Below are 23,008 nucleotides of genomic sequence, written 5' to 3'. Positions count from 1 at the left end.
TTTTACATAACCTCTAACATAAATCATCTACTTTTCACTTTGTACTTATTCGTAACATTGATATAATGGTGAAAACATAGTTTTCATTATATCACCTAAGGGGGCTTTCATAATGACATTAAATAAAGCACTTACTATCGCTGGTTCTGACACAAGTGGCGGTGCTGGTATACAAGCAGATTTAAAAACATTCCAAGAACTTGGTGTATACGGAATGACATCTCTTACGACAATCGTAACGATGGATCCACATAACGGTTGGGCACATAACGTATTCCCAATCCCAGCTTCTACATTAAAACCACAATTAGAAACGACAATTGAAGGTGTTGGAGTAGATGCTTTAAAAACAGGTATGCTTGGATCAGTAGAAATTATTGAAATGGTTGCAGAAACAATCGAAAAACATAATTTCAAAAATGTAGTAGTTGACCCTGTTATGGTATGTAAAGGTGCTGATGAAGCATTACATCCTGAAACGAATGATTGCTTACGTGACGTTCTTGTTCCAAAAGCATTAGTTGTAACTCCAAACTTATTTGAAGCTTACCAATTAAGTGGCGTAAAAATTAATTCTCTTGAAGACATGAAAGAAGCAGCGAAAAAAATCCACGCTTTAGGTGCGAAATACGTCCTAATTAAAGGCGGTAGCAAGCTTGGTACGGAAACTGCAATCGACGTCCTATATGACGGAGAAGCATTCGAACTTCTAGAATCAGAAAAGATTGATACGACAAATACACATGGCGCAGGTTGTACATATTCTGCGGCAATTACAGCAGAACTTGCAAAAGGAAAACCTGTGAAAGAAGCAGTAAAAACTGCTAAAGAATTTATCACAGCTGCTATCCGTTATTCATTCAAGATCAACGAATACGTAGGCCCAACACATCACGGTGCATATCGTAAATTCGTTGCATCAAAAGAACTTGTCTAATATATAACTGAAAACACCCACAGAGTGTATATATTCCCTCTCTGTGGGTGTTTTTTTATAAGCTCTTCTGGTCATCTTACCTTTAAGAGGCAGAACTAACCTGATTTCTACCATTTCTTTTGGAATAATATAATGCATCATCAGCAGCTTGAATAAATTGCTCTGGAGATTCTTCATACACTGAAATACCAACTGAAACTGTAATTTTTATTTTTGTCCCATTTAATAACTGGAATGAATGGTTTTCAACAGCTGTACGAACTTGTTCCCCCGTACGCATTCCATAAGCTATTCCCTTTTTTGGTATCAAAAGTGCAAACTCCTCTCCGCCTTTTCGAAAGGCCAAATTTGGGAACTGTGAAACTTCTCTTAAAATATAACCTATTTGTTTTAACACTTCATCTCCTGCAGGATGCCCATACGTATCATTTACACACTTAAAATGATCAATATCTATAAGTAGTAAACAAAGTGAATCATTTGTCATACGCTTATTACCAATATGACGATTCATTTCTAAATCAAATTGTCTTACGTTTCCTAAACCTGTCAATGCGTCTATCGTTGCATACTGCTTCATCGTTTGAAATAACTCATTGGATTGCAATACATAATTTGCACTTATAAATGTGATATATGCTGCAACACTACTACCAACTAAATATAGTGCTACTATAGATATATCCTTAAATAAAATAGAAAGTGGCACTGCTAAAATAAATAAACTATATACATTAAACCAGATCCACTTTGTAAGTATAGAAGCTTTCATCCGCCAAATGAAAGTAACCCCAACACCTATCAATATAATAGTATAACAAGCCAATTCAGAGGCTAAAGAATACTCAGTTAAAAATAATCGGGTGATCAAAATAATAGTAACTGTTATACTACTAGCTATCGGACCTCCGATTATAATTGCCAAAATAACCGCTAAATAACGTAGATCCAACATAATATTTTCAATATGTACACCAAAGTACATCAACAATACACTTAATATTCCAGTAATAATACCTACTACACATTTCTGCCAAAAAGAGAGCCCTTCTTTTAACGGTTTATCTCTTAAAATCTGACCTCCAACAAAAATAAAGGAAAGAATGATCGTTGTATTTACAAATAAGTCCTTTAACATAAAATAATCTCCTTACTTTTCTATCTATCCTTTTCCTTATTTTATTGTATACGAAATACCTATAATTCCCAAAGCTTTTTATTTATTTTTGCTGTTCCACGTGAAACAGCAAAAATAAAAAGGGCGAAAATTCGCCCTTTTATTAACAACAGCGTGATATCTTTCCACCCTTTGCATTAAATCTAGCTTCTTGCGCTTCTGCAAAAAACTGTTTTTGACATACAACTTCTTCTTCTGGATGATGCTTCTTCATATGCTCTACATATGTTTCATAGCTTGGTACCCCAACGAGCAAACTAATAAAGTGTTTTCTTTGTCCCCATACTTGTCGTAACCTTTTAAGCATAGTTTCTCGACTCACTTTCATCTCTAGGTATATATGGTGCCTCTTTTAGCGGCATTGGCTTATTTCTTAATACTTGAATCCAAATTCGAATTGCAGAAACTAACACAGCAATTACAACGATCATAAAAATCCCGCAAAGCGCTGCATCAATATAATCATTAAAAATAATTTGTTTCATTTGAGCGACATTTTTAGCTGGTGCTAACACTTTCCCCTCATCTAACGCTCCCTGAAATACCTTTGCATGAGATAGAAATCCTATTTTAGGGTTTTCATGAAATAGCTTTTGATAACCCGCCGTCATTGTTACAATAAGCAATCCGACAGTCGGAATCAGCGTCACCCAAACATATGCCTTTTTCCCCATTTTGAACAAAATTGTCGTTCCAAGTAATAATGCAATACCTGCTAGCATTTGGTTTGCAATACCGAAAAGTGGCCATAATGTATTGATTCCACCAAGCGGATCAACTACCCCTTGATATAAGAAATAACCCCATCCTAATACACATAACGTTGTAGCTATTACATTTGCTAATGTAGAATCCGTTTTCCCAAATGGCTTATATACATGCCCTAAAATATCTTGAATCATAAATCGACCTACGCGCGTTCCAGCATCAATTGTTGTTAAAATGAATAACGCTTCAAAGAGAATTGCAAAATGATACCAAAAGGCCATCATAGCCGTTCCACCTATTACTTGTGAGAAAATATATGCCATACCTATCGCTAACGTTGGCGCACCACCTGTACGTGATAAAATTGTTTGCTCTCCAACGTTCACAGCGAGATCTTTTAGTTCATTTGGTGTAATAGCAAATCCCCATGAAGAAATAACTTGAGCTGCTTGTGAGACATCCGTACCGATAAGTGCTGCAGGACTATTAATTGCAAAATAAGTTCCTGGTGTTAATACACAGGCTGCAATCATTGCCATGGCCGCTACAAACGACTCCATTAACATCGCCCCGTAACCGATTGGCTGTGCGTGTCCCTCTTGCTCAATCATCTTCGGCGTCGTACCTGACGAAACGAGAGCATGGAATCCAGATACTGCACCACAAGCAATTGTAATAAATAAGAACGGGAATAAGTTTCCGGAGAACACAGGACCAGTTCCATCAATAAATTTCGAAACTGCCGGCATTTGTAAATCTGGTGCTACAATTAAAATGCCGATTGCTAATCCTACAATTGTTCCAACTTTTAAAAATGTGCTTAAATAGTCACGCGGTGCTAAAAGCATCCAAACTGGTAAGGCTGATGCGATAAATCCATATACAATAAGCATAATAGCAATCGTTTCACCGCTAAACGTGAACATACTTGCAAGCGTTGGATTTTCCGCTACATACTGCCCTCCAATAAGAGACAGTATAAGTAGGATAATTCCAATTACTGAGCCTTCACCAACCCGTCCGGGCCTAATGTAGCGCATGTACACTCCCATTAAAATAGCGATAGGAATCGTAGCTGCTATTGTAAACATTCCCCAAGGACTTCCGACAAGCGCCTTTACTACTACTAATGCTAATACCGCTAATAAAATAATCATAATGCCTAAAATACCGATCATTGCAATAAGTCCTGTAACAGGACCGATCTCATCTTTAATCATTTCCCCTAAAGATTTACCATTCCGTCTCATCGAAGCAAATAAAATTACAAAATCTTGCACAGCTCCAGCGACCACTACCCCAACAATAATCCATATTGTCCCTGGTAAATATCCCATTTGTGCCGCCAAAATCGGTCCTACTAAAGGCCCTGCTCCTGCAATCGCTGCAAAATGATGCCCAAATAATACCCACTTATTTGTTGGAACATAATCTTTTCCATCATTTAATGTATGGGCTGGCGTTTGCCGATTATTATCTAAACCGAATACCTTTCTCGCTATAAATCTACTATAAAAGCGATAAGCAACTGCATACACACATACCGCAGCTACTAAGATCCACACTGCATTAATAGTTTCACCTTGTGATAAAGCTATTACACCAAAAGCGCCTGCTCCTACCGCTGCAATAACTCCCCAAAGCAAAATCGACTTCAATGTTCTCACATACAATCCCCCCAATACTATTTCTTAGTGGGATTGTACTAAATTTTCTGAATATTTAACTTAAATCCTCCCTATCATGAAGGATTTTTAGTTTATCATGTTAAAAAATTCGCATTATCTGCTATAATTCAATTTTATTTCGGAGTTTTTTCACATAATTACGACTAACTGGAATCGGTTGCTCATCATATTTATCTAAATATAGATTATATGTGCCATTATAGTAAGGTTTTAGCTCTTGTACATATGACATGTTAATTAAATAACTTTTATGCACACGTAAAAAATCATATGCATTTAGCTTATTTTCCAGCTCCTGAAGTGTATATGTTGAAATATACTGATTATTTGTTGTATAAATTGAAACCGTTTTATTTTCCTTGTTTTTACTTACATATACAATATCTTCAGGGAAAATATACCGAATTCCCTCTTGACCTTCTATCGGTAGTTTTCGCAAATAACTCTTTGCTTTCTCGCCTTGCTCTTTCCCCATTCTATATAAAAGGAATTGCAAATCTTCTTCGCGAAATGGGCGTAGTAAATAATAAAATGCTTGAAAACGAAATGCCGTAATCGACTCTTCTATATCCCCACCCATAAAAATAAATTTCGTATAACAATTTACTTCACGTAATAAACTTGCATATTCAAAACCGGTTCCATCTAGTAATTTAGAATTCAAAAAAACAAAATCTGGTGTATGCTTTTTCATGATAAATAATGATTCTGTTCCTGTGTTTGCTTCAAAACATTCTACATTTCTTATATTTTCAGTGAATTTTTCAGCTAAACTTCTTCGCTCTTCTGCTTCTTCCATGATTAGTAAAATTTTCATTTCTTCAACCACCTAATTCTTTTGTCCGTATGTCTTGTTGTATACATTCGCTTTTATAAAGAACATTCCCTTTTTCTTACTATACCATTATTTATCTAAAAAAACAGAAAAAAGGAAACCTTCACGGTCCCCCCTGCCTTTTTATGCCGCTATTGATAAGGGCCAATAATCAGCGCGGGAATAAATCCCTCACTGATTAAAGTCTCACCTTATACTAATTCTCGTTGTTTCGTTTCTTGTCCAAGTACAATTACAGCAAGTACGCCAATTAAAATAGCCCCACAGAAAATCGTAAATATTAGTGATAGTGAGGCCTGTGAAGCAACCAAATACCCTACTAATAACGGCCCAAGAATACCGCCAATACGACCAAATGCTGCAGCCATCCCTGCACCTGTACCACGAATAACTGTTGGATACTGTTCAGGTGTATAAGCATACAATGCACCCCAAGCACCTAAATTAAAGAAGGATAGTAACATGCCTGCTACGATTAATACCGTTAATGACTCTGCCACTCCAAACAAATAAGCACTACACGCTGTACCGATTAAATACGTAACTAAAACAAATTTACGACCAAGACGTTCAATAAACCAAGCAGCTGTGAAATACCCTGGCAATTGAGCTAGCGTCATAATCAGTACATATTGGAAACTTTTTATTAGACTAAATCCTTTTAATACCATAACACTAGGTAACCAAAGGAACATCCCATAATAAGAAAATACAACAGAAAACCATAGAATCCATAACATAATTGTTGCCTTACGGTATTCCCCAGACCACACTGATTTTACATTTTCAATAACGGACGGTCTTTTTTCAACCTTTTGGAATCTTGGAGAATCCGGTAAATTCCATCTTAAATATAAAGCATATAGTGCCGGAACCGCACTCAACACCATTGCAACTTCCCAACCATATTTCGGAATAACAAAATAAGAGATAAGAGCTGCAATTAGCCATCCACCTGCCCAAAAACTTTCTAATAGCACAACTATTTTCCCACGTTCATGTGCTTCAACGCTCTCCGATACTAATGTAGAAGCAACTGGAAGTTCTCCGCCAAGCCCCATACCAATTAAAAATCGTAAAACAAGGAACATCGCAAGTGTTGTCGTTAAAGCAGTTAAACCACTACCGATAGAAAATAATAATAATGTAATAATAAAGACCGATTTCCGTCCTATTTTATCTGATAGTATTCCAAAAACGAGCGCTCCAACTGCCATACCAATTGAATTAATGCTGCCTATCCAGCCCATTTCTTGCGTACTTAATCCCCAATCTTTTTGCAGCGCAACCATTACGAATGAAAGCATTCCAACATCCATTGCGTCAAATAACCATCCAAGCCCTGCTATACCAAGTAGCTTTCGCTTCGAAATTTCTTTCACCTTCCTCACAAGAAGTCCTCCTTATACAGCTGTCTTTACACATCATTTTACATGTGTGAATTGTATAAGTAAAATACTTTCGTGTAAAAAATTCTCCTTCATCATTCCCAAAAAACAAAATACTTATCCCACTATTTGAGCACCCAGTAAGACCCTTACCTCAAAATTCAGCTGGAGTAATGAATGATAGATGATAAAAACCTTACTTTATCAAAAATGGCCAAATAAAAAAGTAGCGATAGGACGCTACTTTTTCGAACGCATGACTTCTTTTAAAAATTCCGCTAATACTAACTGACGACGCCAGCGTGTTGGATTACTACACAATCTATAAAACCACTCTAAATGGATTGCTTGAATCCATTTTGGTGCGCGTTTTACTTCTCCAGCCCATACGTCTAAACTTCCGCCCACTCCAACAGCCAGCTTCGTTTCTAAACGATGCTTATTCGTTTGAATAAAGTTCTCTTGTCTTGGGAAACCAAGTGCGACAAGTAATAAATCCGGCTTTGCTTCTTGAATACGAGAAACAATATTCTCTTCTTCTTCTTGTTTAAAATACCCATCTTGTATACCAACAATAGATACAGCTGGATATGTCTTCGTTAGATGATCTGCTGCAGCTTGTACAACATGCGGTTTTGCACCAAGTAAGAAAACAGATACTGGTCTATTCTCTTCTGATAGCTTCGCCAATAAATTACACATTAAATCAAAACCTGCTACACGTTCCTTTACAGGTGTACCTAACATACCACTTGCTTTTACGACTCCAATACCATCAGGTGTAATTAAATCTGCATTTAATAATGTTTGATGGAATGTTTCATCCTTTTTTGCACACATAACAATTTCAGGATTTGCTGTTACTACCTGAAAAGTATTTGTTCGCTCCACCTCTAGTTGTTCTTTTAAATATTGGACCGTTTCATCCATTTTCATTGTAGAAAAAGGAACGCCTAGAATATCAACTGTTTGTACTGCCATAGTTAACTATCCTCTCTATCATTACAAGTTTTTCGCTATTAATTGCTTATATGTTTCCTTTGTATCTTCATATAGTTTTTGAAGTGAGAAGTTCATAGTAGCATGCTCATAAATATGTTTCCCCATTGCTGCTAATTCTCCAGTTTTCCACTTATCATACGCTTCTTCTAAAGCTAATGCTAATGCCTTTCCATCACCTGTTGGCACAATCCATCCGTACGTTTCATCTACAATTAATGGTTCAATTTCTCCAGCCCTAGTCACAATTGATGGTACGCGTTGATTTGCCGCTTCTAATAAAACTAGTGGGAACCCTTCACTATGGGAGGTTAATAAATTTACATGTGACGACGCAAATAATTGTTTTACATCTTGACGATGCCCTAAAAACTCAACTTTATTATTAATCCCTTTTTCGGTAGCCAATGACTTTAGATTTTCTTCTAACGGGCCATCGCCAACTAACAATACTTTAATTTTCTCTAATTTTGTTTGTTGTAACGCATCAAATAGAACTTCATGTCCTTTCACAGGATGCAATCGTGCTACTTGGATTGCCGTAAATACATCTTCATCAATATTGAACATTTCCTTTTTATTATAGCCTTCTGCTTTTTCCTTATCGTATTCAATTCCATTATAAATAACATGCATCTTTTCATTTGAAATACCTAATGCTGCCAAGCTTTTTTTCAATCTATTTGTTACAACGAAAAATAAGTCTATATTTTTTAAGGCTTTCAAATTTAATTTCGTAAAAATCCAACCTTTTAAGCCTTGTTTAGTAAAGTCTTGAAATGGATCACTATGAATAGTCGTTACCCATTTTGCCTTTATTCTCTTTTTCATTAAAGAAACATAGAAATTAGCCCTAGGACCATGCGTATGAACTACATCAAATTTTTCTTTATTAATAAATTCACTTATATTCTTTAAAATGGATAAATCATAGCGCGATTTTTGTGAAAACACATGGACTTTTATTCCTAACTCCCTTGCTTCCTTCGCAACAATTCCATCTTCAAATACTGCTAATTCTACTTCACCAGTTGGAAACTGATCGAGAAGTGAAATAATATGTGTTTTCCCTCCCCCATCTTCTGCTCCTGCATTCATATGCAATATCCTCATATTTTTTCCTCCTTTAAATCCTCGCTACATTTCCATCTATCTTTATTTTACTGTACTAAAAAATAAAAGCTAACAAAAGTTAGCTTTTATTTTGATCATTCAATTTCTAAGTCTACAATTAGATAAGCTAACACCACTACAAAGTAAATCCCAACTCCTGGTGCTGTAAAAATATGTCCTGCAATATAAGCAATACCTAATGCTAACAATAAGCTTGCTGCAATCATTCCATATTTTATATTAAATATCTCTTTAAACCTTGTAATAAATACTAGTAGGATTCTTAAGCCATAATAAATAAATGGAATCATTAGTAATGCAAAACCGATAATCCCGAAGTCATAAAACCAATCGTGGAAGTCCATTTCAATTAGCTTTGGATCTGGCTGCTTTTGTTCATTGTATTTAAAGTTACCTGCATAACCCATTCCTAATAACTTTTGTGACACTGGTGCTTCTTTAAAGAACTGCTTATGTCTTTCTTCATATACTTGACGTCCACTGAAAATAAGATTTTCTTGATTTTCTTTCTTTTGCTCTTTCTCAAGCTCTCTCTTAACTTCCTCTTCTATCTTCGCCTTTTCTTCTGGCTTTTCACCTTTATGATGCTTTTCTTCTTTTGCTTTAAGTTCTTGTTCTTTTTTCAGCTTCTCTTTAATTTCTTTTTCTTTTTGACCTTGCTGTGCCACATTTTGCTCTGATAAATAATTATTGTGAATACCCATATTTTGTGCTAATGGCGTTTGTTTAAACGTTCCAACTACACCAGCTAATAGGACAATAGCAATTACTGCATTAAGTGCAAGGGATTTTTTGTTCGGATTTTTCCTATCAAATAATAATTGTAGTAAAATAATCCCGATTGCTGCCGCTAACGTAGCACCAATTGAGCCCATCCCTACTTTTGTACCAACTTGAATTAGCGAATAAATCATTAAAAGTGATGGAATCCAATATAAAATGTGTTTCCAGCTCTTTGTTTTTTGAATAGAATATAGTACCACAATAGGGAAAATAATAGCTAAGATTGAACCTAGTTCATTCCCTGCATAGAACCAACCTCGAGAACCCACCTTCATCCATTCATAACTACCAAAGTCAGTAGATGTTGAAATAGAAATAACCATAATTGCGTTAATGATTAATGTAGAATATACAATACTATTTCGAACCTTATCACTAATATTAACTTTCTTTTTCAATGATTTTAAAGCTAAAATATATGATCCCAGCATGATATATATATATAATGCTTTCGCAACGAATTTAACTTCTTCACTAAGTACAATAGGATCCTTAACTAGTTTGTTATTAATAAATCCTACCCCTAAAACTCCGGCTAATAATATAAGATAAATTAAAAACTTTCTATTTCCCTTCTCTTTTGCCTGAATTAAAATGTAAATACTACCAACAGCCATAATAAGGAATCTTACTAAAATTCCAACCGTAGCACTTGACTTTAATAAAGTGATGCTAAGAGACGTTAATAAATCTAAAACAGGCTGTAAAATAATAAAAAAGAGCAAAAAACGCTCAAATCTAACCCTAGCTTGATTTGCTAACATTCCAAGACCTCCATACAAAATCTTAACATTATCTTTTAATCATAATTTTTTATCATTCAAACACACCTAGCAATTATAACATAACTCATATTCAAATCGAGAACTATTTTTCTTGCTAAAACTAGCCAGGACAAGTATTAATCAGTAATAGAAATTACTGTTCTTTAGCTATACTCCCTATTTTTACAAAAGCTATCTAACAACCATCCCCTTATTTTTGTTAGTATATACATATTTTTTTATCATTTTATACAGATACAAAGAACAAACCTAACATTGTAACATTTTACCAAATAGGTAACACCAAAAATGTAAAATTAATCTTTTCATATCTTTTTCAAATTACTTTATAGCTATTTTCCAAACATTTTCAAACGCTTTCTTTATGTATTTTATCCGTTTTTCTACATGTAGCGAAAAGTAATTGTTATTTCCAATACTTTAGTGTATATTTTTTCTCTGGAACATCTTTAGGAGGAAGGGATTACAGCAATGTTATTAATCGACATATTTACGTTTCTTGGCATTATCGCCGCTGCTATTTCTGGTACATTAGTTGGTTTAAAAAAAGATTTAGATTTATTCGGTGTCCTTTGTTTAGCTGTAGCTACTGCGCTCGGCGGCGGTATTATTCGTGATATTATGATCGGTAACCTGCCTCCCGTCGCATTTGTTAAACCCATTTACTTTTTCGTAAGCGTATTATCAGCGTTATTTACTTGTATGTTTTTTGAGCGTATCAATAAACTGCAAGTCGTTATTATGCTTTCTGATGCTGTTGGCTTAGGCGTTTTTACAGCTATTGGTGCAAATGCGGCAATGTCACATCATGTTGACGCCTCATTTTTAGTTGTTTCAATGGGAGTCATTACAGGTATTGGAGGAGGTATTTTGCGTGACATTTGCGCTCAAGATATCCCCTACGTATTCCGAAAAGAAATTTACGCCATCGCTTCTATTTTAGGGGCAATTAGTTTCCTAATCACATATACAATGGGGGCACACGTATTGGCTTTCTATGTTTGTTTACTAGTAACATTCATTATTCGTGTTGTCACTGTCATATATAATGTACATTTCCCAGTTTTCTTTAAAACACATGCTAAAATTAATAAAGGCCATTAAGAGAATTCTATATAGAATTCTCTTAATTTATATACTATTCCACACACTAATATAGAGTAATTGTATATAAAAATATATAATTATATTAGAACCAAAAATGAAAACGCTTTACAAACAGGGGGAAGAACGATGCTTGGGGTTTTTAAAAAACATAACAGTAAAACAAACGTCAGTATACTTGAATTAAGTAAGAATCAACAAATCACTTTTAACGTTCCTACTAATTCTGAACTAAAAATTCAAATGGATATGCTACATATTTCAAAAGAAGATTTACAAATCGTAAAAGTACTACAGCCCTTTATTTATGAAGAAATTGATTGGATTACTGAAAAATTCTATTCCAATATTACAAAACAGCCTAATTTAATTACGATTATCGAGCGTTATAGCTCTATTACAAAACTAAAGCAAACTTTAAAAATACATATAAAAGAATTATTTAGCGGAGATATGCATGAAGACTTTATTGAACAACGTGTTAGAATTGCCAAAAGACATGTACAAATTGGGTTACATAGAAAATGGTATACTGCCGCTTATCAAGAATTATTCCGCTCTATCATGAAGATTTTAAAAACGAAAATTACAACAATTGACGATTTTTCTTATTCCATAAACGTAATAAATAAATTATTAACTCTTGAACAAGAACTCGTTATTGCGGCTTATGAATCTGAATATGAAAGAATGCAAAAAGAACTTGAAAAAGAAAAAGAAATAACAGCTATGACCATTACGCATATTGCAACAGAGCTAGCATCTGTATCTGAAAAAACAAGCGCTTCTATTCAGCGGTTAACCGCTAAATCTGAAACGATTGTAGAAATTGCTAAAACAGGTACGTCATTAGCTACAACATCAGAAGAAAAAGCAAATAAAGGTAAAGAACAATTAAATGAGCAAAATAAACGAATGGAATACATTCAAACGAACATGGAAACGATTATTACAGATACGCAGGAACTTCTCGATATTTCTAACAAAATTAACGAAATTATAGATATTGTAAAATCAATTGCCGAGCAAACAAATTTACTCGCACTAAATGCTGCAATTGAATCTGCGCGTGCTGGGGAATTTGGCAAAGGCTTTTCTGTTGTAGCTGGGGAAATTAGAAAGTTATCAGAGCAAACGAAAGAATCTATATTTAACGTTACAAAGCTCGTTGAAAAAACAAATGAACAGATTATTCGTGTCTCTTCTTCCGTGAAACAAATTAGCTCTCTCGTATCTGAAGGAACTGATAGTATGTCTGCAACGGATCAATACTTCCAAGAAATCGTAAAAGACATGTCTAACTCGAAAGAACAGAATAAAAAAATTGAGAACGAACTAGAAACCATTTCACAAGTAATGAAAGGAATTCAAGACGATTCCTCAAAAATGGCTCTAACAGCTGATAGTTTACAACTGGAATTAAATCGATAGAGTGAAGTTTATGTCAGTAGAGATATTTTATCCCTGCTGACTCTTAGCTTTCATCTTCTATCCATAAAAAAAGAATCCAAACTGGATTCTTTTTATTTTCTGAAGAATATTTTTTGACAATACACGTAACTCATATAAACACCAAGGCTTTGCAAAATAAACAAGGCTGGCACGATTAGATTGTAATATACCATTTCTACTCGGAAAAGTCTTAACGATACGTACCCGCTCATTAACAATAAGAACAACATATATCCTTCATTTTGTTGTTTCTTAATAAGAAAGTGTAATAAAGCTATACACATAAATAACGTTACCGCTATATAGATAAGTTTTTCATATTTAAATAGAATGGAATGTATTCCCTCACTGGAGAATTGATTAATTACCGGCTGTAAAAGTTTAAATCTTTCTTCTTCCATCTCTGTAAGCTTTTGATCTATATGCTCTGTCATACTTTGATTCTTTGTTATTTTTTCCTCATTTTTACCTTTTCCAATTAAAACAGATTGAACATACGTCTCATTTGAAATCGTATATTGCGGCATTCCCATCGTCTGAATGCCATAACTCACACCAAAATGAGCACTATAAAATAGAATAAGTATCCCTATCATCTTTAATAATACTTTTTGCTTCATTGCTGATTGAAAGAGTTCAATTAACAACACATATACAGCAATAAAAATAGGAAGAAATAATCCTATTGGGAAAATCATATTACTAAATGCAAATAAAATCGCTGAAAACCCCCACATATAAGGATGATCTAATCCTTTATATACAAGTATGTAACAAGCAAAATAAAATAAAAATATTGCAAGTGACTCAGGAGTTAATACGGAACTCATGAATATATTTGGAATATACAGAGCATAAAATATGGAAGCAATACGACCGCATTCTTCTCCAAAAACCATTGCTGCAATACGATAAATAAAAAATGCAGTTCCTGCGCAAAATAACACATTAAATAGTTGTAAAGCGAATATTGTATCACCAAATATACGAATAATTACTGACTCATATATAATAAAAGGCAAATGAGTTACAGTCCCTATATTATTACCAATTGCAATCCCCTTTGCAGACTCATACATCACTTTCATATCACCAATTATTGGAGCGTCTACAAATAACAGCATACTAAGCCTCACAACTATAGATATACTTATAAGAAAAATAAGAAATTGTTTATCTGTAAAACGATATTGTAGAATTGATGCCACTAACAAAATGAGTATGACGAAAATTGCCAATATGATTGTTACACTTGTTGTACTTCCTCCAAAAAATTGCGTACTTGTCTCAAATGCGGTCCAACAACTATAAACAAAAAATGCGAGCATTGCACCGATTGTAATTTTATTGAAGAAAGATGAAAAATTTGTTTGTATATGATTCATATGTCCATTGCACCTCTATTTCCATTCATAACAAAATGATTCTATCATGGATGGGTACACGGCTGATAGAAAATTCCTATGACAAATACATAGTCATTACTTTTTTCTTGCAATGTAAGCGAATCCTCTTTTACACTACATTTTAGATAAAATAAATTTTCTTTCAGTTACATGAATACAAATACAGAAGTTTAAATAATCCTCTTTTGGAATACACTTTACTTCATTAAATATCTAATATGAGTACTCCGCTTACACATATTATTCTGATTGAAAACAGACTATAGGGGCTGAAAATATGGAAAAGAAATTCATGCGAGAATCTAAAGCAATTAAGACAACACGTGTTTTTCCTAACGATTTAAATAATCACCAAACACTTTTTGGAGGGAAATTATTAGCAGAAATTGATAGTATTGCGTCAATTGCGGCTGCAAGACATAGTCGTAAACATTGCGTAACAGCATCTATTGATTCAGTTGATTTTTTAACTCCAATTCACCAAGCTGATTCTGTTTGTTATGAAGCATTTGTATGTTATACAGGAAAATCTTCAATGGAAGTTTTCGTAAAAGTAATCGCAGAAAATTTATTAGCAGGCGAGCGTAGAATTGCCGCTACTTGCTTCATTACATTTGTGGCAATAAAAGATGGAAAACCTTCGTCCGTACCACAAGTACTTCCTGAAACTGAGGAAGAACATTGGTTACACACAACCGGTTCAGAACGCGCGGAAAATAGAAAAAAAGGACGTTTAAAAAGTAAAGAAATGGCTGAGGTTTTAACTTTAAATAAACCTTGGAATATTTAATACAATACTCTCCTATATACATGCATAGGTTTTTCTTCCTTGCATGTATTTTTATATAAAATACCATTTATCACTATTTTATTCTCGATCTGTTCCCCAAAATCATGCACCAGCTTTTCCTTTATTTTGTTATACTATTAATGGTATATTAAATAAAGTTCGTTTTAAAATAACCATAATATGATTAAGTATATAAGGGATGGTGCGGTAATGACTATTGAAGTACCAATTTCAATACCACAAACGTTAATTATTATTCCAGCGTATAACGAGGAAGAAGCAATTGCAGATACATTAACAAGATTATTAAAATTAAAACAGCATTTTACAGGATTAAGCATTTGCGTTATTAATGATGGATCACACGATAAAACAGCTCAAATCGTAAAAGATTTTCCTGTTCACCTTGTGAATTTACCATATAACCTAGGTATAGGCTCAGCTGTACAAACTGGATATAAATACGCATATGAGAACGGATATGATATTGCGATTCAGTTCGATGCTGATGGACAACATAATCCAGATGATTTATATAAAATTATAAAGCCAATCGCTGAAGATGAATGCGATATGGTGCTAGGGTCACGTTTTACAGAAAAAACAGCATATAAAGGTAGTATTTCCAGAAGAATCGGTATTTTTTATTTTACTGCCCTATTGAAATTACTAACAAAACAAACATTTATGGATCCAACTTCTGGATATCGTGCTATCAATCGAGAAGTAATTACAATTTTTGCACACAACTATCCAAAAGATTATCCAGAACCAGAAGTTCTTATTCATTTAAAAAAGAAAAAACTTCGCATTAATGAAATATCTGTAAATATGCAAGAGCGACAAGGTGGACAATCTTCCATCACCCCTTTTAAATCTGCATATTACATGATTAAGGTAAGTCTTGCTATATTGATGCAAAAAATCGTGAAAGGTTGATAATAAATGCCTATAATTACCTTTTCATTCATCTTTATTTTATTATTATTATTATTAATTATTAATTCAATTCGTCGTGGAACTTTAGAAACAAAATATGCTGTTTTATGGATTTTTGTTTGTATTGCAATGGCTATTTTAAGTTCTACCGATAAAATTATAAACTGGATTGGAAAACTATTAAAAGTAGAATATCCTCCTTCCATTTTATTCTTATTTGGACTATTATTCTGTTTCATCCTAATTTTTGACCTAACAAGAAAAATTTCTAAACAACATCATCAACTTGTAACATTAACGCAAGATTATGCGTTACTAAAGCAAAAATTAAATGCAACTGAGCCGGATAAAGACTAACCTAATATTTCAAAGCTAATATAAAAAACCTCTTAATTTATTTCAAAAAATTAAGAGGTTTTTTATTCTCAATAATAATTTATTCGTCTTCACAATCCTTACGATAAATATATCCTACTTACTAATAAGTTAAAATGGTATGAATAAGAATTTATATGTACTAGACATGTTAAAACTGTTTAAAATACGAGAATTAACCATAAGAATCTCATTTCACACCACCTTTTTAATAGAAAGTTGATTTACAAAGTTTATATGCGTTAAACTTATACAGATGTTCTTGTAATCTTCTTCCTTTCAAAAGGCTTATATATATGATGCAAGACATAAAAAACTTGAGGAGATAAAAAGTCTATGATGGAACAAAAGCAACTTGTTTCTGTTGTCATACCTCTGTATAACACGGAAAAATATATTGAAGAAACGATGCAGTCAATACTAGATCAAACATATAAAAACATTGAAATTGTAATTGTAGATGATGGAAGTAAAGATCAATCACCTTCTATCGTGAAAAACCTGGCTGAAAAATACCCAGGGCAAGTAAAATATGTTCATCAAAAAAACCAAGGTGTTTCGGTAGCTCGTAATACAGGAATTGAAAATGCTAGTGGAGAATATATTGCTTTCCTTGATAGTGATGACTTATGGCATTCAACTAAAATTGAGAAGCAAGTCGAAAGTATGCATAAAAACAACATGGACGCGTGCTATTGTGGTTATATGAATTTCTACGAAGAAACAGGCGAGAAGGTTGAACATACAACAAATTTTATTAAAGGCGATATGTCAAAAGCATTCCTAACACATCAAGTTGTTGCTCAAACAAGTACTTGGATTTTCAAACGATCCATCGTAATGGATCATAACATTCGTTTTACACCGGGATGTAGTTGGGGCGAAGATTTGGAGTTTTTATTTAAACTTATGAGTGTAACAAATGTATGTTATGTTGATGAATACTTAACTTATTATAGAATCTTATCAGAAGGAAATCTTTCTTCAAAATATAAAGATTATGAATTAAAAACGACAAAAGAGCTGGAAGTATTTAATCGTATGAAGGACTGGGTACATAATAAGTCTCAAGATTTCATTACAAAAGACCCTCAGTCACTTATTGAGATTCTTGAGACTTATTTATTCCCTTATACAGTCATCAATAACGCTTGTATATATATTAAGGGAAACTCTCAATTAGATAAATCACAAGTTCAATTAATCAAAAAAGATATCAAGAAATATTGCCGCAAAATCTATTCAAAGAATGGAAAGCGTAGTAAAAAACTATATGCAATGCTTTGGTTTGTACGAATTAAATTTCTGTTTTCTTAAACTGAAAATATAATGATACTCTCTCTTTCTGTGAACAAATCAAATTTACAAATAGGACAAGCTAACCGGGTCCTAAAGAATAGAAAGGTCTTTTCTCATGAAAACAAATAAAATTCTAAAAAACGCATCCTACCTCTTTGTAGGAAACATTACTGTCCGTTTTGTACTGGCTATTGCAACAATTTTCTTTGCAAGATATGTTTCTCCAAGTGATTACGGTATGTTTACAACTGCGTTAGCAGTTTCAGCTGTTATTTGTTACTTTACAGATGCAGGTTTGACACATACGTTTATGCGTGAAGGAACGAGAAGCGGTGCTAATATTAGCGTGCTAATAAGTAGTTATCTACGTATTCGTTTAATATTAGCTATCGTAATTTCTGTACTTTTCGCTATTTTTGCCCAGTTCTTCTATCCCGACGCTTACTTACGTGCGATGGTATATTGGGTTGTTCTACCAACAATGTTCGGAGCAACCTTACAAGGTGTTGGAATGGCTTACTTCCAAGTAACAGAACGCATGCAATTTACAGCTATTATTTCTGTACTACAAGGTATAACAGCTGCTGCTGCCCTATTACTAGGGATGTCTTTCCAATGGTCACTTATGATGGTTGCTGCCATGTACGGGGTATCTAGTCTTGTAACAGGTGTTATCGCCTTTATAATGACAATACGTTATACGAAAGTCCATAAGGGTTGGGATAAAGGCATTTTAGATCAACTACTTATTTTCACGATCAACGGAATCATTATTATGCTCTTACCACAATTGGGCCCTATTATATTAGAAAAGGTTTCAACATATAAGCAAGTTGGATTCTTTGGTGCTGCATCTAAAATACCTGCTGTACTATATCAAATACCTGGAGTAATTGCAGCTGCCTTTTATCCAAGGCTTTTTGCTTTTGGTAATGAGAAAAATATTGAAGAACATAGAAAATTATCAAGTTTTGAATTAAAACTTATGTCTTTTTTAGGAATGGGAATTTCTATCCCCTTTATTGCTGATCCAAGTTTCTGGATTGTTAGTTTATTAGGAGAAGAATACGCTCCCGCTGGTGACGCTCTTGCTATTCTAGCGTTTATGGTTATTTTACAATCCATTAACTATCCACTAGCCGATAATTTAACAACGATTGGCCAGCAATGGAAACGTGCAACAACAATGACTATTGGATTAGTTGTTGCCATTATAGGTTATATTGTATTAGGTAGTAAATATGGAATGATGGGAGCAGCTACCGCAGCTATCCTTACCGAAATTACACTATTAATCGGATTTACCCTCTTTATTCGTAAAGGCATGCAATTATTAGTTAAAGGAATTATATTTAATTCCTTAGCCTTTATTATTAGTTACGGTATATACCGAATTGCATTAATCAACTTACCACCATTAGTTGCTTTAACTCTTACTGGCATACTATACGGTATAATCGGAATTGTAATTGATCCTCAAATACGCGGATTCGTTTTAGGGTTTATAAAACAAAAATTAGGTAAAAAGGTAATATAAAGTTAAGTTCCTTTTCAAAATCATGAAAAGGAACTTAACTTCTTTATTTACATCTTTTTTGCATATACATAATTGTTTCTTTTAACCCATCATAATAAGAAGTTTTTGGTAACTCTCCAATACATTTCTCGTATTTCTCTCCACTTAATATAACTGGTTCTTCCGTCAAATATAGCATTTCCACAAATTCTTTCATCTGCTTATCAAACAAACCAATGAACTGGATCATTCTTCTTTTTACAGTTATTACTCGTTTCGTAGAACCCGTTAATTCCCATATATATTGAATCATTTCTCTTGTTAGTTCTTGTTTAACTGCTTTCCTTGGCGACATATTTCATACCTCACACATTTAATTAACCATTGTTCAATTATATTATATATTTTCAGAAAATTAATACGAACCTTTTTTTGAAAAAATATACATTTTGAAATGATGGCATTATATGAAAGAATTTAGTATCATGATTCAAGGTACTATTTCAAGTTGGACGGAGGATACTATGAGCTTATTAACAGTTGAAAAATTAGGACATACATTTGGCGATCGTACATTATTTAAAGATGTATCTATGCGATTATTAGCAGGTGAGCACGTTGGATTAGTTGGTGCAAACGGTGTTGGTAAATCAACATTCATGAATATCATTACTGGTCAGCTTATTCATGACCAAGGTCGTGTAGAATGGACACCAGGCACACATTACGGTTACTTAGATCAGCATACGGTTTTAACGCCTGGACGTACAATTCGTGACGTACTAGCGGATGCATTTTTACCGCTATTTGAAAAGGAAAAAGCTTTAAATGAAGTTACAGAAAAAATGGGAACCGCTACACCAGAAGAACTAGAGGAACTTCTTGAGCAAATGGCAGAAATACAAGATGCACTTGAAGCAGGTGGTTTCTATTTACTAGATATGAAAATTGAAGAGGCTGCACGTGGTCTTGGAATTGATGCAATTGGTTTAGATCGTGATGTTTCAGCACTAAGTGGTGGACAACGTACAAAGGTATTGCTTGCAAAGCTATTACTTGAACAGCCAGAAGTGTTATTGCTTGATGAACCTACTAACTATTTAGACGTTGAACATATTCATTGGTTAACAAATTATTTAAAAGAATACCCACATGCATTCTTATTGATTTCTCATGATACGGAATTTATGAACAAATGTGTTGATGTTATTTTCCATCTAGAATTCACAAAAATGACGCGTTATACAGCGACATATGAAAAATTCCTAGAACTAGCAGAAATCAATAAAAATCAACATATAAACGCTTATGAAAAGCAGCGCGAGTTTATTAAAAAGCAAGAAGACTTCATTGCAAAGAACAAGGCTCGTTATTCAACGACAGGTCGTGCAAAGAGTCGTCAAAAACAACTTGACCGTATGGAACTTATTGATCGCCCGGAAACAGCAATTAAACCTGAATTCTCATTTAAAGAAAGTCGCGCAAGTAGTCGCTTCGTCTTTGAAGGTGAAAATGTAGAAATCGGATATACGCATCCGCTACTACCAAAACTATCAATGACAATTGAACGTGGTGAAAAAATTGCTATTGTTGGATGTAACGGTGTTGGTAAATCAACGTTATTAAAAACAATCTTAGGTAAAATTAAACCTTTAAGCGGTAAAACAAGTCTTGGTGACTTCTTAGAACCTGCATACTTTGAACAAGAAGTTAAAGCGGATAATATAACACCCATTGATGATGTATGGAATACATTCCCTGGCTTAGACCAGCACCAAATCCGTGCAATGTTAGCAAAATGCGGATTAAAAAATGAACATATTTCTCGCCCATTAAGTCAATTAAGCGGTGGAGAACAAGCAAAAGTTCGTTTATGTAAACTAATGGGTGAAGAAAGTAACTGGCTATTATTTGACGAGCCGACAAACCATCTTGATGTTACAGCAAAAGCGGAACTTAAGAAAGCTATGAAAGCATATAAAGGAACAATTCTCCTTGTATGTCACGAACCGGACTTTTATGAAGATTGGATTACAAAGGTTTGGAACGTAGAAGAATGGTCTCAAAATAAAAATTAATGGATATAAGATTTTTATCCATATTTTATGCTATACTATACCTTGCGTGACAACATCTTGTTCTGTTGTCACGTTTTTTATAGAGTAAGATTTTATTAATGCTGGGGGCTACATTATGCTTTTTAATTCTTTTGAATTTATGCTTTTATTCTTGCCTATAGCAGTAATTGGATATTTCCTATTGCAAAAAGTTAACAAAAATTTCGCGAAACTTTTTTTGATAGGTATGTCCCTTTACTTTTATGCATATTTTGAGGTGAAATACTTATTGCTAATAGGAATTTCATTATTTACAAACGCATTTATAGGCCAACAAATTATACAAAAAATTAATCAAAAAACCCGAAAAATATTTTTAACAGTGGGTTTAGTATTTAACATCACATTACTGGGATACTTTAAATACTCTGATTTCTTCTTAGATAATATAAATGCCTTATTTGGAACTGATGTACCCTTATTAAAGTTATTACTGCCTTTAGGGATTAGTTTTATTACCTTCCAAAAGATAGGTTTTTTAGTAGATTGTTATAAAAGGGAATTAACAAAGTTTAATTTTATTGATTTTTGCTTGTTCGTAACGTTTTTCCCGCAACTTATTGCAGGACCCATTGTCCATCATAGTAAGGTCCTCCCTCAATTTCAAGATGAATCTAAAAGAAGTCCGAGCATTGAAAATATTACAAAGGGACTTTATATATTCGGAATTGGTCTTACTAAAAAAGTAGTAATTGCTGATTCACTAGCGCAATGGGCTGATTTTGGCTTTAGCAATGTAAATCAACTATCTACGACCGATGCATGGGTTTCATCACTTGCATATACATTGCAATTGTATTTTGATTTTAGTGGATATTGTGATATGGCAATAGGTGCAGCATTGTTATTCAACATTATACTACCAATTAACTTCTTTTCCCCTTATAAATCTTTAAGTATTCAAGATTTTTGGAGACGTTGGCATATGACATTAGGACGATTTTTCACTCAATATGTATATATTCCATTAGGTGGGAGTCGAAAAGGACAAATTCGCACTTATTTGAATTTATTTATAATTTTTCTCATAAGTGGAATTTGGCATGGTGCTGGATGGACGTTTGTTATTTGGGGCGTTTTACACGGATTAGCTATTGTAATACATCGATTATTTAAAAACTTAGGTGGAAAAATGCCTAAATTAATTGCTTGGATTTTAACAATGGGATTTGTACATGTAACATGGGTGTTCTTCAGAGCTACTTCTGTAGAAGATGCATTAACTATGTTAAATCGCATGTTCAACGTAAATTACTTACACATCCAAACAGCACTTATTCAATTCCGTCCAGAAACATTAACTGGTGTGTCTATAATGGATAATTTAATTTATTCAATTTGTAATTTATTCCCGTTCCAAGTGACTGGTGATCATTTTAACTTCCAAACTATTTTATACCTGGCAATTGGAATCACTATTGTATTATTCACAAAAAATTCTATAGAAAAATTAGAATCTTTCCATCCAAAACCGATTTATGCTCTTGCATTAGCTAGCATGTTTATACTTTCTTTGATGTATTTAAATCGTGTAAGTTCATTCTTATACTTTAATTTCTAATAACCGTAGGTGAAA

Annotated in this window: 19 protein-coding genes and 2 pseudogenes; 11 read left to right on the top strand and 10 right to left on the bottom strand. The window is 33.7% G+C overall.

What is annotated here, in order from left to right; genetic code table 11:
- The first annotated feature begins 112 nt into the window (after window positions 1–112).
- Window positions 113–937 (top strand): pyridoxine/pyridoxal/pyridoxamine kinase, encoded by an 825-nt coding sequence (gene pdxK, locus Q9B79_RS17675; protein WP_306186288.1) that lies wholly within the window; start codon window positions 113–115, stop codon window positions 935–937.
- Window positions 938–1,019: 82 nt separating this feature from the next.
- Here pdxK and Q9B79_RS17670 read toward each other — a convergent pair whose 3' ends face one another.
- The 8 genes from Q9B79_RS17670 to Q9B79_RS17635 form a co-directional block, all read right to left on the bottom strand.
- Window positions 1,020–2,075 (bottom strand): GGDEF domain-containing protein, encoded by a 1,056-nt coding sequence (locus Q9B79_RS17670; protein WP_306186287.1) that lies wholly within the window; start codon window positions 2,073–2,075, stop codon window positions 1,020–1,022.
- A gap of 142 nt (window positions 2,076–2,217) precedes the next feature.
- A complete protein-coding gene (locus Q9B79_RS17665; RefSeq protein WP_000919824.1) occupies window positions 2,218–2,421 on the bottom strand; it encodes a YbdD/YjiX family protein in 204 nt (67 codons plus the stop codon).
- The gene (gene cstA / locus Q9B79_RS17660) at window positions 2,414–4,489 is read right to left on the bottom strand and encodes a carbon starvation protein CstA (RefSeq protein ID WP_306186286.1); all 2,076 of its coding nucleotides are present in this window, start codon (window positions 4,487–4,489) and stop codon (window positions 2,414–2,416) included. Before cstA ends, Q9B79_RS17665 begins: the two co-directional genes overlap by 8 nt.
- A 121-nt stretch (window positions 4,490–4,610) precedes the next feature.
- The gene (locus tag Q9B79_RS17655; protein ID WP_306186285.1) at window positions 4,611–5,327 is read right to left on the bottom strand and encodes a LytR/AlgR family response regulator transcription factor; all 717 of its coding nucleotides are present in this window, start codon (window positions 5,325–5,327) and stop codon (window positions 4,611–4,613) included.
- Between the two features lie 209 nt (window positions 5,328–5,536).
- Window positions 5,537–6,736, bottom strand: coding sequence for an MFS transporter (locus Q9B79_RS17650; RefSeq protein WP_306186283.1), 1,200 nt, complete (start codon window positions 6,734–6,736; stop codon window positions 5,537–5,539).
- A gap of 237 nt (window positions 6,737–6,973) precedes the next feature.
- Window positions 6,974–7,714, bottom strand: a complete 741-nt coding sequence (locus Q9B79_RS17645) for a WecB/TagA/CpsF family glycosyltransferase (protein ID WP_306186282.1) — start codon at window positions 7,712–7,714, stop codon at window positions 6,974–6,976.
- Window positions 7,715–7,735: 21 nt separating this feature from the next.
- Window positions 7,736–8,845: a glycosyltransferase family 4 protein gene (locus Q9B79_RS17640; RefSeq protein ID WP_306186281.1), complete on the bottom strand. Its 1,110-nt coding sequence runs from the start codon at window positions 8,843–8,845 to the stop codon at window positions 7,736–7,738.
- 95 nt (window positions 8,846–8,940) lie between these two features.
- Window positions 8,941–10,413, bottom strand: a complete 1,473-nt coding sequence (locus tag Q9B79_RS17635) for an O-antigen ligase family protein (protein ID WP_306186280.1) — start codon at window positions 10,411–10,413, stop codon at window positions 8,941–8,943.
- Between the two features lie 492 nt (window positions 10,414–10,905).
- On the opposite strand from Q9B79_RS17635, the gene Q9B79_RS17630 reads away from it, so the two are divergent.
- From Q9B79_RS17630 to Q9B79_RS27005, 3 genes and pseudogenes are all read left to right on the top strand, one after another.
- Window positions 10,906–11,538, top strand: a complete 633-nt coding sequence (locus Q9B79_RS17630; RefSeq protein WP_306186279.1) for a trimeric intracellular cation channel family protein — start codon at window positions 10,906–10,908, stop codon at window positions 11,536–11,538.
- Between the two features lie 129 nt (window positions 11,539–11,667).
- A pseudogene (locus tag Q9B79_RS27010) lies at window positions 11,668–12,165 on the top strand (protoglobin family protein); the annotation flags it as partial.
- A gap of 63 nt (window positions 12,166–12,228) precedes the next feature.
- On the top strand, window positions 12,229–12,969 hold the full coding sequence (locus Q9B79_RS27005; protein ID WP_372339558.1) for a methyl-accepting chemotaxis protein: 741 nt from the start codon (window positions 12,229–12,231) through the stop codon (window positions 12,967–12,969).
- Between the two features lie 92 nt (window positions 12,970–13,061).
- On the opposite strand, the gene Q9B79_RS17620 is transcribed toward Q9B79_RS27005, so the two are convergent.
- Window positions 13,062–14,375 (bottom strand): ArnT family glycosyltransferase, encoded by a 1,314-nt coding sequence (locus Q9B79_RS17620; RefSeq protein ID WP_306186277.1) that lies wholly within the window; start codon window positions 14,373–14,375, stop codon window positions 13,062–13,064.
- 298 nt (window positions 14,376–14,673) lie between these two features.
- Between Q9B79_RS17620 and Q9B79_RS17615 the strand changes: the two genes are divergently transcribed.
- The 5 genes from Q9B79_RS17615 to Q9B79_RS17595 all read left to right on the top strand — a co-directional run bounded on the left by Q9B79_RS17615 (window position 14,674) and on the right by Q9B79_RS17595 (window position 19,336).
- Window positions 14,674–15,186 carry an acyl-CoA thioesterase gene (locus tag Q9B79_RS17615; RefSeq protein ID WP_000412121.1) on the top strand — a complete coding sequence of 171 codons (513 nt, stop codon included), beginning with the start codon at window positions 14,674–14,676 and terminating at the stop codon, window positions 15,184–15,186.
- Window positions 15,187–15,396: 210 nt separating this feature from the next.
- A complete protein-coding gene (locus Q9B79_RS17610; protein ID WP_088067709.1) occupies window positions 15,397–16,125 on the top strand; it encodes a glycosyltransferase family 2 protein in 729 nt (242 codons plus the stop codon).
- A 6-nt stretch (window positions 16,126–16,131) separates the two neighbouring features.
- Entirely contained in the window at window positions 16,132–16,482 is a 351-nt protein-coding gene (locus Q9B79_RS17605; RefSeq protein ID WP_001121774.1) for a DUF2304 domain-containing protein, read from the top strand.
- Window positions 16,483–16,836: 354 nt separating this feature from the next.
- Window positions 16,837–17,817: a glycosyltransferase family 2 protein gene (locus Q9B79_RS17600; protein ID WP_306186276.1), complete on the top strand. Its 981-nt coding sequence runs from the start codon at window positions 16,837–16,839 to the stop codon at window positions 17,815–17,817.
- Between the two features lie 97 nt (window positions 17,818–17,914).
- The gene (locus Q9B79_RS17595; RefSeq protein WP_306186275.1) at window positions 17,915–19,336 is read left to right on the top strand and encodes an oligosaccharide flippase family protein; all 1,422 of its coding nucleotides are present in this window, start codon (window positions 17,915–17,917) and stop codon (window positions 19,334–19,336) included.
- A 43-nt stretch (window positions 19,337–19,379) separates the two neighbouring features.
- Here the strand turns inward: Q9B79_RS17595 and Q9B79_RS17590 are convergent.
- Window positions 19,380–19,631 (bottom strand): annotated as a pseudogene (locus tag Q9B79_RS17590) (NADH-ubiquinone oxidoreductase subunit 6); the annotation flags it as partial.
- 208 nt (window positions 19,632–19,839) lie between these two features.
- Here Q9B79_RS17590 and Q9B79_RS17585 point away from each other — a divergent pair.
- Together Q9B79_RS17585 and Q9B79_RS17580 are read left to right on the top strand one after the other, a co-directional pair.
- On the top strand, window positions 19,840–21,393 hold the full coding sequence (locus Q9B79_RS17585; RefSeq protein WP_000055411.1) for an ABC-F family ATP-binding cassette domain-containing protein: 1,554 nt from the start codon (window positions 19,840–19,842) through the stop codon (window positions 21,391–21,393).
- A 115-nt stretch (window positions 21,394–21,508) separates the two neighbouring features.
- The gene (locus Q9B79_RS17580; RefSeq protein ID WP_306186274.1) at window positions 21,509–22,993 is read left to right on the top strand and encodes an MBOAT family O-acyltransferase; all 1,485 of its coding nucleotides are present in this window, start codon (window positions 21,509–21,511) and stop codon (window positions 22,991–22,993) included.
- Window positions 22,994–23,008: the final 15 nt, after the last annotated feature.

This window comes from Bacillus sp. MHSD_36 (assembly GCF_030757775.1).
Classification (GTDB): domain Bacteria; phylum Bacillota; class Bacilli; order Bacillales; family Bacillaceae_G; genus Bacillus_A.
The sequence above is the reverse complement of the archived record's forward strand: the minus strand, read 5'-3'. Positions and strand labels throughout refer to the sequence as shown.